Raw genomic sequence first — 13,201 nt, 5'->3', positions numbered from 1 at the left:
AGCGAGCATGAGCAAGTACTACGTCAACAAGTTTCTCTTCACCATCGACCGGGACCCCGAGTGGGTGGCCAGCTATCGGGATGATCCACGGGCCACCGTGGAGCGCTGGGAGAAGGACGTCGGGCGCTGGCTGAACCCCGTGGAGCAGACCAGCTGGTTGGAGTTCACCGCTGAGGAGCGCGAGGCGCTGGCCACCCATGACTACGTGTGGCTCTTCGAGCACGGCGCCCACTTCTTCTTGAACCTCACCCTGTTCATCGCGCTCTTCGACGAGGAGTACGCCGCCGCCAGAGGCCCCTTGGCGTTCCAGACCGAGATGGCGCAGAAGCTGGACCACTGGACCGGACGGGACTACCCCTCCGTGGCGATGTGACCCGTGCGCAACCCTCCCCGCACAGCGGCTCACCACTGGCAGTTCAGGCCGAGTCGATCAGGCCTCCGGTGAGGCCAGCAGCGGGAGCCGTCCGACGTCGGCGGCGTCGCGCTCGCGGGTGTGGCTGGGCAGCGACTGCCAGCGGGTCCAGTCCTCGGTGACTGCGGCCGCCGCCTCGCGCAGCGGCGGCAGGTGCTTCGTCAGCAGGGTCTCCACGCTGGTCTCGGCGGCGTGCACCGTGGTGTTCATCGACGCCAGCACCCGGCCGTGGGCATCGCGGACCGGCACGGCGATCGAGCGGATGCCGCGGGCCAGCTCTTCATCGGCCAGCGCATAGCCCTGCCGCTGCACGCGGTCCAGCTCCTCCAGGAATGACTTCTGGTCCCACTGCACCACAGGGATGACCGAGGAGCGGGAGGGTTCCGAGAGTCGCTGCAGGATCGCCCGGCGCTCCATGTCCGCGAGGAGCACCTTGCCCTGGGAGGTCGGCGGGGCCGGGAAGCGGGTGCCGATGTCCACCCGCAGGCCGATCAGCTTGGGCACCGCCACCCGGGCCACATAGACGATGTCGGGACCGTCCAGCTGAGACATCGAGGCCGATTCGTGGGTGTGGGTGACCAGCGCCTCCAGGTGGGGCTTGGCCACGTCCCAGAGCCCCAGGGAGCTCACGTAGGCCATGCCCAGCTCCATCACCCGCGGGGTCAGGGCGAACAGGCCGTTCTCCGCTCGGACATATTCCAGCTCCTGCAGCGTCATCAGGATCCGCCGTGCGGTGGGACGCGCCAGATCGGTGGCCTTGGCCACCTGGCTCAGGGTCAGGCTGGGGTATTCAGGGGTGAATGCCGTGATGACGGACAACCCGCGTGAGATGGCCTCGATGAATTCGGGACTTCGCTCCGGTGACATCTGGTTCCTTTCAGTGGAGCTGGGTCTGGGCGTGATCGGCGCGGGCTTCGCGCAGTCTGGTCCAGGTCTGCACGAGCTGGCTGAACTCCTTGACCTGCACCAAGACGTGGTCCCGGGCGGTGTCCTCCGCAGTCTCACCATCTCCGGTGCCGATCGCGTTCACGATCGCGAGGTGCTCGGCCAGAGAGCGGCGCATGCGGTCCGGGGCGCGGAGCTGGAGCCGCCGGTAGGGCTGCAGCACCCGGCGCAGGTCGTGCGCCTGCTGCCGCAGATACCCGTTGCCGCAGGAGTCGTAGATGATCCCGTGGAACCAGGCGTTGGCGTAGTAGTAGCCATCCGCGTCCCCCAGAGCCTCGAAGCGCTCACATTCTCTCAGCGCCTCGCCCAGCTCCGCCAGGGGCTCGCGCTCGATGCGTCGTGACGCCAGCCGTGCGGCCATGCCCTCGAGCTCAGCCATCAGCTCAAAGCGCTCGGCCAGCTCGGGCAGGCTCAGCTCGGTCACATAGGTGCCCTGCTTGGGGCGGATTCGCACCAGTCCGGAGCGCTCGAGCGCCTGCAGCGCCTCGCGCACCGGGGTGCGCGAACAGCCGAATTCCTGCTGCAGCTTGGCAGGGTCCAGCCGCTCGCCGGGACCGTATTGTCCATCGACGATGGCGTTCTCCAGCGCATCACGCACACGCTGGGATTCCGGGACTCTGACCATGACACCTCCTGCGACGAGCATATCGCCAGGAGCAAATTGTGGCGTGGATCACGTTCATGCCCTATAGTCCCTGTTATATACATCACAGTCATTGATATACACGTAGGGAGGGATCATGGCGACCACTCAAGGCTGGCTCCTGGCCGATCTGCTGCGCAGCCTCGGCGGGCACAAGACCCAGCAGGGCGCCGAAGCACCAGCGTCCGCACCCCTCGAGCAGCTCACCGCTGCCTGCGCAGCGCTGATGGGGGACCTGGGCGAGGCGTCCATGCGAGCCGTGGCCGAACGGGCCCTGGCCACATACCGCGAACTCGACGACGACGCCCGGACCGAGTTCTTCGCGCATATGCTCCATGCCTATGCAGTGGAGCCAGACGCGCTGCGCCGCGCCTACGCGAAGTGGGACTCCAGCGAGGGTCAGGTCGAGCTGGCCGATCTGTTCGAGGCCAGCGAACCGCGGCGCCAGGCGCTGCTGCGCCGGCTCAACCACGCCCCCGACGGCACCCTGCACCTGGTCAACATGCGCGCCGACCTGCGCCGGATCCTGCGAGACCGCGCGGATCTCACGCCTCTGGACCGAGACTTCCGGCACCTGCTGAGCTCCTGGTTCAATCGCGGGTTCCTGCGCATGGAACAGGTCGGCTGGGACGCCTCGCGGGAGATGAAGAACCACCTGCTGCGCTACGAGAAGGTCCACCCCATGCGGGACCTCAACGAGCTCAAGCGACGTCTCCGTCCCAAGGACCGCACCTGCTACGCGTTCTTCCACCCCGCCACCGGGGACCTCCCGCTGATCTTCGTCGAAGTGGCGCTGGTCAAGGGGGTGCCCGGTGCCGTCGAGCCGCTGCTGACCCCGACCGAGGCGCTCTCCCCGGCCAAGGCCGACACCGCGGTGCTGTACTCGATCAACAACTCCCTGGATGGCCTGGCCGGCATCTCCTTCGGCAGCCTGCTGATCAAGCAGGTCATCGACCAGGTCTCCACCGAGCTGCCGCATCTGGAGCATTTCGTCACGCTCTCACCGATCCCCGGTTTCCGGCGCTGGCTGCGCGAGCAGGCCCGCACCGCGACATCCGCTGAGCTCGCCGCGCTTCACGTCGACCTTGCGGAGCTCACGGGACCGGCAGATGCGCGCGGCGCAGCGAGCATGAGGGGTGCGTCCAGCCCGGGCGAGCCCGCCGCCGCGGAGCTGCGCGAGCGGCTCTGCGCAGCGCTGGCACGCTACATCGCCGTCGAACGCCGGTCGGATGGGCAGCCGCTGGATCCGGTGGCCCGCTTCCACCTGGGCAACGGCGCCACGGCCTGGCAGCTGCACTGGCCGGCCAGCGGCGCGGACTACATGTGGGACCAGTCCTACGGGGCGATGATCAACTACCGCTACGAACCATCCCTGGTGGAGCAGCGCCACGAGAACTACGTCCGGCACGGGGTGATCGCCCTGGGTGACCACGTCACGGCGCTGCTTCCAGACAGCACAGACCTGAACAGCCCACACACCAGCAAAGCCACCACCAGCACAGACAGCAGCAGAGAAGACAACCGCAGCGAGAAGGGAACCTCACCAGTGGACAACCACCCCGACGGCATCTACCAGAGCTTCATCCAGCAGGCGCAGGCGCACCCGGAGAAGCCGCTCTTCCATCTTCCAGGTGGGCGCACGCTCACCTACGCGCAGGTGCTCCACACCTCGCGCCGGATCGCCACGAAGCTGATCGGCGACGGCGTCGTCCCCGGTGACCGGGTGGCCGCGCAGGTGGAGAAGTCCCCGCAGGCCATCGCGCTCTATCTGGCCACGCTGCAGGTGGGCGGGGTGTACCTGCCGCTGAACACCGCCTACACCGGGGCCGAGATGGACTACTTCATGTCCGACGCCGCCCCGCGGGTGCTCGTCTGTGACCCGAGTCAGACCGCCGAGCATGAACAGCGCGGCAAGGACGGCATCGTCGTCGAGACCCTCGGCACGTCCGGGGAGGGCACGCTGCTCGCCGCCGAGCAGGAGCACGCCGAGATCACCCAGATGCGCCCTTCAGACCCCGGCGCGATCCTCTACACCTCCGGGACCACCGGCCGCTCCAAGGGTGCGGTGCTGACCCAGGGCAATCTCGCGGCGAACTGCGCCTCACTGATCCAGTCCTGGGAGTACACCGGAGAAGACGTGCTGATCCACGCGCTGCCGATCTTCCACATCCACGGGCTCTTCGTGGCGGTCAACATGACCCTGGTCTCGGGAGCCTCGATGATCTGGCTGCCCAAGTTCGACGCCGACGCGGTGCTCGACGCGATGCCGGGCGCCACCGTGCTGATGGGCGTGCCCACCTTCTACACCCGGCTGCTCAGCACGGACCGGCTCAGCGCGGAAGCCTGCTCCGGGATCCGGCTCTTCGTCTCCGGCTCCGCTCCGCTGCTGGCCAGCGATCACGAGGCCTTCGAGGCCCGCACCGGCCACGCCATCCTCGAGCGCTACGGGATGACCGAGACCGGGATGAACACCTCGAACCCCTACCGCGGGGGACCGCGACGCCCCGGCACCGTGGGGCATCCGCTGCCCGGCGTCGAGGTGCGGATCGTGGACCGGGAGACCCAGGCGACGCTGCCTCAGGGCGAGGTCGGCATCATCGAGGTCCGCGGCCCCAACGTCTTCGTCGGGTACTGGAACATGCCGGAGAAGACCGCCGAGGAGCTCCGCGAGGACGGCTTCTTCATCACCGGCGACCTCGGAGTGATCGATGACCAGGGCTACCTGAGCATCGTGGGCCGCGACAAGGATCTGGTCATCTCCGGAGGGTTCAACATCTACCCCAAAGAGGTGGAGGGACTCATCGATGACCACCCCGGCGTCACCGAATCCGCCGTGATCGGGGTGCCCCACCCGGATCTGGGCGAGGGCCTGGTCGCCGTGGTGGTCCCCGCCGGAGGCGACGCCCCCGATGAGGCGAAGATCCTGCAGTCGCTCGCCGGCGAGCTGGCCCGCTTCAAGCAGCCCCGCGCCGTCCGCTTCGTGGAGGAACTGCCGCGCAACGTGATGGGCAAGGTCCAGAAGGCCGAGCTGCGCAAGCAGTACACAGACCTCTTCAGCAGCTGAATGCTCGCTCAAGAAACTTCAACCGCAAGTCAGGAGTAGACGATGGTTCTCTATGGAGTCGCAGCGCTGGCGCTGTGCATGCTCGTGGGAATGCTGATCGGTGACACCCTCGGGGTCGCAGTAGGGGTCGACGCCAATGTCGGCGGTGTGGGCTTCGCCATGATCCTGCTCGTCGTGGCCACCGACAGGCTGCGCAAACGAGGCCTGTTCCCCAAGCCGACCGAACAGGGAGTGCTGTTCTGGTCCGCCCTGTACATCCCGATCGTGATCGCCATGGCGGCCACCCAGAACGTCGCCGAAGCGATCGGCGGCGGACCGATGGCAGCGCTCGCGGGCCTGGGCGCGCTCGCCGCAGGTGCCGCGCTGGTGCCGGTGATCTCGCGCATCGGAGGACAGTCTGAACCGCTGCCCGCGATGACCGAGGCAGAGAAGCAGGAGGCCTGACATGGACATCATTGCTGATGTGCTCGAACGCAACGGACTGCTCTTCGCCTTCGTGGTGGTCGGCGCGCTGATGATGATCTCGGGCTGGCTGTCCAAGACGCTGACCCGAGGACGCCTGCAGGGCTCCGCCATCGCGATCATGCTCGGCCTGGTGCTCGCCTACTTCGGCGGCATCAACACCGGCGGCGAGGCCGGCATGGCCGATATCGCCATCTTCAGCGGACTGGGCCTGATGGGCGGTGCGATGCTGCGCGACTTCGCCATCGTGGCCACCGCCTACGGCGTGGACCTGGACGAGATCAAGAAGGCAGGTGCGGCCGGCGTGCTGGCCCTGCTGGCAGGCATCGTCGTCTCCTTCGTGGTGGGCGCCGCCGTGGCCGCCGCGTTCGGCTACACCGATCCGGCATCGATGGCGACCATCGGATCCGGCGCCGCGACCTACATCGTGGGACCGGTCACCGGCACCGCGGTGGGCGCCAGCTCCGAGGTGATCGCACTCTCGGTGGCCGCCGGACTGATCAAGGCCGTGGTGGTCATGGTGGGCACCCCGATGATCGCGCCGTTCATCGGGCTGAACAACCCGAAGTCGGCGATGGCCTACGGCGGGCTGATGGGCACCACCTCGGGGGTGGCCGGAGGACTGGCTGCCACCGATAAGCGCCTGGTCCCCTACGGGGCGATGACCGCGACGTTCTACACCGGCCTGGGATGCCTGCTCGGCCCCTCGGTCTTCTACTTCGCCCTGGTCGGCCTCTTCGGCTGATCGACCTCTGCAACACAGACGACGGCGGCCGCGCACCTGGAACCAGGTGGGCGGCCGCCGTCGTCGTGCTTGAAGCTCTACCTCGAAAGCTACTTGTACCCGTCCACCATGGCAGCGGCGATGTTCATATACGCCCGGCGGGTCTCCGCCTGGAGCATGTCCAGGTTGATCCGGTCCCCGTCCACCACGGCGCGGTCGAAGGGCACCACCACCAGCTTGCCGCAGTAGCCGCGCAGGCTCTCCTGGATGGCCTGCTTGTCCACCCGGTCTGAGACGCGCTCCTTGTCGGTGATCACCACGATGGATTCCCGGGCCAGCTGCTGATAACCGTGGTTCGCCAGCCAGTTCAGCGTCTGCAGCGCGCGCTGGGCCCCGGAGACCGCGAAGCCCGCGGCGATGACGATGTTGTCCGCGGTGTGCAGGATCCCCTCCATGGCGTTGTGGGTGACCCCGGTCCCGCAGTCGGTGACGACCACCGAATAGTACTTCGCGAACTCCGCATGGATCCTGCGCCATTCCTCGGCGGTGAGGCTGTCCGAGAGGGCCGGGTCCTGCTCCCCGGCGAGCACGTGCAGCCGCCCGGCCTGCTGCAGGTACCCCTGCAGCGCGGTCAGCGAGTTGACGTGGTCGAGGTTCTCCAGCAGATCGGTGATGCTCGGCGGCTGGTGCGCCTGGGTGGCACGTTCGCCCAGGGCGCGCTCCACCAGGTCCCCGGAATCCGGGTTGGCGTCGATGGCGCAGGGGATGTCGCCGCGGTGGTGCGCCAGGGTCATGCCGATCCCCACCGTGGTGGAGGTCTTTCCGATGCCGCCCTTGAGCGAGAGCACGGCGGTGTTGTGACTGCCCTGCAGCGGCCGGGCGATCCGCTCGATCAGCTCCTGCTCCTGGAGCTCCTTCTGGCTGGGCCCGATGTTGATCACCCCGCCCGTGGCCGTATAGAGGAATCTGCGCAGTCCGCCCTGCGGCTTCTCCGGCGCCACGGCGATGAAGGGTCGTCCCGCTTCGGCGAGACGACGGCGCTCAGCCCGGGTCGGAAGGTCCCTGGCGTCGGTGCCGAGCTGTGGCGGGGCGATCACCTCAGGGGCGAGGTCAGCGTCGCCGGGGTGCTCGGCCGGACTTCGTGACTCAGCCGGACTCTGTGACTCAGCCGGACTCTGTTTCATGGGAACCCTCCTGTTCAAGGATGAGACGCCTGAGGATTCCCTGCCCGCGCATTCTGCTGGACCCTGTGCCGCATAGTGCAAGCAGGCTGCGGCGTGGTTTGAACAGTTGCACAAACGCAGTAGAACCTGTCCATACAATACGGGATCTCGTGGTTTCTGGAAGGGGTCCGAGGAGGATTTCTGGTCTGCTCAACATGCCCGGGACGTCGCGAAGAACGACGACGGCCCACCCGGGAGAACCGGGTGGGCCGACGTCTTTGTTCCTCGTGTTCTATATTCCCAGCGGCTCAGACCTCGGCGGGCTGGCGCTGATGCACTCGTGCGGAGTGCGCCAGCTTCACCGTCCAGGTCTCACCCGGGGCCATGGTCTTCGGGGTGCCCTCGACGTTGACGTCGATCGGCTCGGCCGAGCCCTCGGAGAGCTTGAGCTCGACGACCTCGTGGTTGATCGAGACCACGATGGGCTGGTTGCGATAGCGCATCCGGAAGGTCAGCGCGGGCAGCTCATCGGGCAGCAGCGGGTGCAGCCACAGCGCGTCGGCGCGGGTCTCCACGCCGCCATAGCAGCGCAGCACCATGTCCACGGTGCCCGCCATCGCGCCCAGGTGCACGCCCTCGCGGGTGGTGCCGCCCTGGGTGTCGGCGAGGTCGGCCTCCAGCGCCTCCTTGAACAGGTTCCAGGAGCCGGAGCGGTCGAACCGGGCCGCCACCCAGCCGTGGACCAGCCGGGAGAGCGTGGAGCCGTGGGAAGACCGGGCCAGGTAGTACTCGACCGTGCGGCCGAAGTCTTCCATGGAGAGCTCATAGCCCATGTGGTTCAGCGTCTCGATGAGCTCATCGGCGGAGAAGATGTAGCAGAGCATGAGCACGTCGGCCTGCTTGGAGAGCTTGTACCGGTTGGTCGAGTCACCTTCGGCCTGCAGGATCAGGTCCAGCCGCCCGATGTTGCCGTATCTGGCGCGGTAGCCCTCCCAGTCGAACTCCTCCAGCGCCTCGTAGCCCTCGAACTGGCTGATCACGTTGTCCTCGTGGAAGGGAACGTGCAGCCGCTTGGCGATGTGCTCCCAGTGGTCCAGCTCGTCTTCGAAGATGTCGAGCCATTCCGAGAGCGGATCGTCGCGGCCGTCGAGATCGCGCACCAGTCGTGAGGTGTGGCGCAGCATCCAGGAGGTCAGCACGTTGGTGTACGCGTTGTCGCGCAGACCCGTGCCGGGCGCCTCGGCGGTGCCGTCGTGGTATTCGTCGGGGCCCATCACGCCGTCGATGCTGAACCGGTCGGACTCGGCGTCGTAGGTGGTCATGGACACGAAGAACCGGGAGATCTCCACCAGGATCTCAGCCCCATAGTCGGCCAGGAAGGTGTAGTCCTGCGTGGTCTCGAAGTACTGCAGCACCGAGTAGGCGATGGCCAGGGAGACGTGGCGCTGACGGTGGGAGTTGTCCGGCATCCACATTCCGGAGCGCGGGTTCCACAGCTCGCTGGGGGTCTCCTCGCGGCCGTCAGAGCCGGCCTGCCAGGGGAACATGGCGCCGTCGTAGCCCTCGCTGCGGGCCATCGCGCGGGCCTCGCTGAGCCGCCGGTAGCGGTAGAGCAGCAGCCCACGGGTCAGTTCGGGTCGGCGCAGGGTGAGCATCGGGTACATGAACATCTCGTCCCAGAAGAGATGTCCGCGGTAGCCCTCGCCGGTGAGCCCGCGCGCGGGCAGGGTCGCGTCCAGATCGTGGCGGGCGCCGAAGGCGGTCTGCAGCACGTGGAAGGTGTGCAGGTTCAGCGCCATCTGCTGGCGGGAGGGGTTCGCCCCGATGGATACGGCGAAGCGGTGCCAGAGCACGCCCCACATCTCCTCGTGGTAGGTCAGCATGGTGCGGAAGCTCGAGGCCCGCTGGACCTTCTTGACCGCGTTGTGCCACACGGTGGAGATCGCCTGGTCGTGGGAGTTCGAGACCGCCGCGATCTTCTCCAGGATCACCGGCCTGCCGGATTCCAGCGCCAGCGAGATGTCGTGGCCTGCGACGAGTTCACCCTCGTGGATCGCCCGACGCATCGGGTTGCTGGACCCGGAGGTGGTCACGGAGGTGCGGGTCGCCAGGGCGATGCGCACCTCGGACTGGTTCGTCTGGGTCTCCAGCAGCACCGTCTCGCCGTCGACCTCGCGGGACTGCACCGGATCCAGGTGGTTGCCGGCGAGCTCGCGGTCGGCGTCGACGTTGCGGTTGGCCACCCGGCCGTCGATCATCGAGCGCACATTGACGTTGCCGGACCAGTTCTCGGCCTCGATCTTCATCTCCAGCGCGGCGATCTGCACGCCGGCCAGGGACTGGAACTGGCGCATGGTCACCTTGGTGCGGCGTCCATGGAGGTCCTGATAGCGGGCGATCCTGGTGGCCACACCGCGGCGCATGTCGAGTTCCTGGTGGTAGTGGATCAGCTCGGGGGAGCCCGGCAGCAGCGGGGTGCCGGCATCCGGGGTCACCTGCAGGAAGGTCCAGTCCGGCACATTGACCATGTGCTCGGTCTCCACGGTCTTGCCCATCAGGTCGGTCTTGAGCCGGTTGAACACCCCGGCGATGTAGCTGCCCGGGTAGTGGGTGGCGTCTGCCGCGGTGCCCGGGTAGTGCCCGCGGGTGCCCCAGTAGCCGTTGGCCATCGCCATCAGGACCTCGCGGGTGGGTTCCAGCTTCGGATCGAAGCCGTCATAGGAGAGCACCCAGTCCGAGTCATAGGGGCGGGTGGTGCGGGAGGAGAGGTTCATCACGGCGAGATCGGTGATCACGACGTCGGCGCCGGCCTCCTTCAGCCGGGCCGGGTCATCGCCGCGGTTGAGCCCCACGACCATGCCGAAGTCCCCGGCGCGTCCGGCCTGGACCCCGGAGGCCGCATCCTCGACCACGATGGTGTCCTGGGGCTCCACGCGCAGCAGCTCTGCGGCGTGGAGGAACATATGCGGGTTGGGCTTGCCCGGCAGGCCCAGCTCCAACGCGTCGGAGCCGTCGACGATCACGGTGAACGCGTCGAGCAGCCCGGCGATGGTGAGCACCTCGCGGCCATTGCGCGAGGAGGTCACCAGGGCGGTGGGGATCCCGTCCTTGCGCAGCTGTTCGATCAGTTCCACGGTGGTGTGAAAGACCTCCACACCGTCCCTGGCGAGCACGGATTCGAAGTAGCCCTGCTTGCGCGCGGCGAGCCCGTTCACCGTCAGCCTGTCGGGGGCATCATCGAGGCTGCCCTCGGGCACGTCGAGATTGCGTGCGTTCAGCAGCGACCGCACGCCGTCCTCGCGGGGTCGGCCGTCGACGAAGTTCAGGTAGTCCTCTTCGGTGAACTCCGGCTGCGGGGAGCCGGCGATCTCCGGCAGAGCCGTGTCGAAGAGTTCCTTCCATGCGCGCGTGTGCACCCCGGCGGTGTCGGTGACGACCCCGTCCATATCGAAGATCACGGCACGGAAATGACGCAGCGCGTGGCGTTTAGCTTCGGCGCTGTGTCGGAACGGATTCTCAAAGGGGTGCATATCTGCCTCACGCTGAGATGGTTCTAGGGTCGGATGGCGGCCCAATGACGGGGGCGTCTCCGATTGGGCACGGTGCCCCATCCTAGGTCTCTAGGGTCCACGATATACACCCGCGCGGTGACCACCTATGGCGCGGGTCTCGCACGCGGGGGTGCTAGCGTCGTGGTCATGGCGCGGCGAAGCAGCATCGAACTGACATTTCGAGAGGTGGCGGGCACCTCCCCGGACTCCTTCGTGGCCGCTGGCACGGTGGTGGACTGGATCGACAAGACCGCCTACGCCTGTGCGGCCTCCTGGACCCGGACCGACTGCGTGACCTCCTATGTGGGGAACATGCACTTCACCGTGCCGGTCCCACGCGAGACTCCGGTCACCGTGCAGGCCCGGGTGGTCCACACCGGGCGCACCTCGGTGCACATCCAGACCCGGGTGCTGATCCGCAAGGATGAGGGCTGGGTGGTCTGCACCGAGTGCTTCATGATCTATGTCGCCGTGGGCGACGACGGCGAGCCCGCTGCCGCCGCCGCCTTCGAGCCGCAGACCGAGCTGGAGCGACGGCGCGACCTCGACGCCTCCCAGCGGATGGTCTACCGCCGGCAGATGGAAGAGACCATCCAGTCCCTGCCCGAGGGCATGGGCAGCTCCGAGGCGCTGACCATGCGCTTCCTCGCCGACACCGACGAGCGGTACCCCGATGGCAAGATCCGGGGCGGCGCGGTGATGAAGTGGATCGACAAGACCGCGGAGATCTGCGCGGAGCGGTACAGCGGCCATGAGGTCGCGGCGGTGCTCACCGGCGGAGTCCGCTTCTACCGGCCGGTGACCGTCGGGGACCTCGTAGAGGTCGACGCCCGGCTGGTGCTCACCGGTTCCAAATCCATGCACGTGCTGGTCCGTGTCCGCGCCGGGGACCGCCGCGAGAAGCACCCCGCGGTGGTGGCCTACGGGCTGCCGGTGATGGTCGCCCCGGACGGCACCGGCTCGGCGCGGACGATCGCCCCCTGGGAGCCGATCACCGACGAGGACCACGCGGTGGCGGCCCAGGCGCGCAAGCTGCGTGACCTGCGCAACGCCACCCTGCTGACGCCCAGCCCCATCACCTCGCAGAACTGACCAGATCACCGCGCAGAACTAAACTGGTACGTGATGACTCAGCCTCCGCATAACCCCTATGGCCATGATCCGCGCTACCCGGCGCCCGATGTCTACGGTCCTCAGCCCGGTCTTCATGGCGGACCGCCGCAGCACTACGGCCAGCCGGTCCACCCCTACGGCGAGCCGCCTCACCAGCACGCCCAATCGCTGCAGCCCGGTCAGCAGCCCGGCCAGCCGCCGCAGGGCGGGTGGCCGCCGGCGTCGCACCCGCCGCGCAAGCGGCAGCGCGACGCCGAGCCTGGCCGCTTCATCTGGGGTGATCTCATCGCGGTGCTGGTCTATGTGATCGTGATGCTCGTCGGCGGCGTGAGCCTGCTGGCCCTGCTGCCGCCCTTCTCCACCATGCTGGGCTCCGGGGTCGAGCAGCAGGAGCAGCAGGCGCTGTTCCTGATCAACGTCATCGGCTACGCGGTGATGGTGGTCATCGCTCTCGCGCTCTCCGCCAAGGCGTTGTGGCGCTCGGTGCGCGCCTTCGGCTACCTGTGGTGGCTGAAGCTGCTGCTGGTGCCCGTGGCCTGGGTGGTCACGCTGATCCTCACCGCCCTGCTGGTGCTGAGCCTGGGCGGGGAGCCGGAGACCTCGCAGAACCAGCTGGCGATCGAGTCCATGCTGGCGTTCGTGCCGTTCCTCGCCGCAGTGCTGGTGATGGGACTGCTGGGCCCCTATGTGGAGGAATACTTCTTCCGCCACCTGCTCATCGGGAAGCTCTCCCGCTATATCAACATCTGGATCTGCGGGGCGATCTCGGTGATCACCTTCCCGCTGCTGCACTTCATCCCGGCGCTGGTGGCGATGCTCGCCAGTCCCGGCGCGGCCACGGACCTCACCGTGGTCTCGGTGGTGCCCTACGTGGTGATGGGCTCGGTGTTCACCGTGGCCTACATCCTCACCGGGCGCTCGCTGGTCTACGCCTGGCTGCTGCACGCCTTCAACAACGTCATGGCGCTGGTGATGGCCTACTTCGTCCAGCCCCAGCTCGAGCAGTTCCTCGAGGACAGCGGGATCGACGACCTCGGCGGTCTGGTCTGGCACACCGGCGCGGTGCTGCGCGTGCTCACCGAGACGACCCTGGCGCTGGCCGGGGGCAAGTGAACCAGCTGCAC

The 13,201-nt window shown here is 67.6% G+C and carries 10 protein-coding genes; 6 read left to right on the top strand and 4 right to left on the bottom strand.

Annotated elements, in window-relative coordinates; translation table 11 throughout:
• The first annotated feature begins 7 nt into the window (after window positions 1-7).
• Complete coding sequence (locus LTH93_RS09075) at window positions 8-373, top strand: hypothetical protein (RefSeq protein WP_241465747.1); 366 nt, start codon at window positions 8-10, stop codon at window positions 371-373.
• A 57-nt stretch (window positions 374-430) separates the two neighbouring features.
• Here the strand turns inward: LTH93_RS09075 and LTH93_RS09070 are convergent, their stop codons facing one another.
• Window positions 431-1,279: an IclR family transcriptional regulator domain-containing protein gene (locus LTH93_RS09070; protein ID WP_241465748.1), complete on the bottom strand. Its 849-nt coding sequence runs from the start codon at window positions 1,277-1,279 to the stop codon at window positions 431-433.
• Between the two features lie 10 nt (window positions 1,280-1,289).
• Window positions 1,290-1,982, bottom strand: coding sequence for a GntR family transcriptional regulator (locus LTH93_RS09065; RefSeq protein ID WP_241465749.1), 693 nt, complete (start codon window positions 1,980-1,982; stop codon window positions 1,290-1,292).
• Between the two features lie 115 nt (window positions 1,983-2,097).
• On the opposite strand from LTH93_RS09065, the gene LTH93_RS09060 reads away from it, so the two are divergent.
• Genes LTH93_RS09060 through madM form a run of 3 tightly spaced genes read left to right on the top strand, consistent with a single transcriptional unit; the run spans window position 2,098 to window position 6,271 of the window.
• Window positions 2,098-5,064 carry an AMP-binding protein gene (locus tag LTH93_RS09060; protein ID WP_241470762.1) on the top strand — a complete coding sequence of 989 codons (2,967 nt, stop codon included), beginning with the start codon at window positions 2,098-2,100 and terminating at the stop codon, window positions 5,062-5,064.
• A gap of 42 nt (window positions 5,065-5,106) precedes the next feature.
• Window positions 5,107-5,508: a malonate transporter subunit MadL gene (madL, locus tag LTH93_RS09055; RefSeq protein WP_241470761.1), complete on the top strand. Its 402-nt coding sequence runs from the start codon at window positions 5,107-5,109 to the stop codon at window positions 5,506-5,508.
• A gap of 1 nt (window position 5,509) precedes the next feature.
• The gene (gene madM / locus LTH93_RS09050; RefSeq protein WP_241470760.1) at window positions 5,510-6,271 is read left to right on the top strand and encodes a malonate transporter subunit MadM; all 762 of its coding nucleotides are present in this window, start codon (window positions 5,510-5,512) and stop codon (window positions 6,269-6,271) included.
• A gap of 89 nt (window positions 6,272-6,360) precedes the next feature.
• Here the strand turns inward: madM and LTH93_RS09045 are convergent, their stop codons facing one another.
• Both LTH93_RS09045 and LTH93_RS09040 read right to left on the bottom strand, forming a co-directional pair.
• On the bottom strand, window positions 6,361-7,434 hold the full coding sequence (locus LTH93_RS09045) for a MinD/ParA family ATP-binding protein (RefSeq protein ID WP_241470759.1): 1,074 nt from the start codon (window positions 7,432-7,434) through the stop codon (window positions 6,361-6,363).
• A 287-nt stretch (window positions 7,435-7,721) separates the two neighbouring features.
• Window positions 7,722-10,943, bottom strand: coding sequence for a beta-phosphoglucomutase family hydrolase (locus LTH93_RS09040; RefSeq protein WP_241465755.1), 3,222 nt, complete (start codon window positions 10,941-10,943; stop codon window positions 7,722-7,724).
• Window positions 10,944-11,111: 168 nt separating this feature from the next.
• Between LTH93_RS09040 and LTH93_RS09035 the strand changes: the two genes are divergently transcribed.
• Together LTH93_RS09035 and LTH93_RS09030 are read left to right on the top strand one after the other, a co-directional pair.
• Window positions 11,112-12,056, top strand: coding sequence for an acyl-CoA thioesterase (locus tag LTH93_RS09035; protein ID WP_241465756.1), 945 nt, complete (start codon window positions 11,112-11,114; stop codon window positions 12,054-12,056).
• A 33-nt stretch (window positions 12,057-12,089) separates the two neighbouring features.
• Entirely contained in the window at window positions 12,090-13,190 is a 1,101-nt protein-coding gene (locus tag LTH93_RS09030; RefSeq protein ID WP_241470758.1) for a CPBP family glutamic-type intramembrane protease, read from the top strand.
• Window positions 13,191-13,201: the final 11 nt, after the last annotated feature.

This window comes from Nesterenkonia sp. DZ6 (assembly GCF_022565835.1).
GTDB lineage: Bacteria > Actinomycetota > Actinomycetes > Actinomycetales > Micrococcaceae > Nesterenkonia.
The sequence above is the reverse complement of the archived record's forward strand: the minus strand, read 5'-3'. Positions and strand labels throughout refer to the sequence as shown.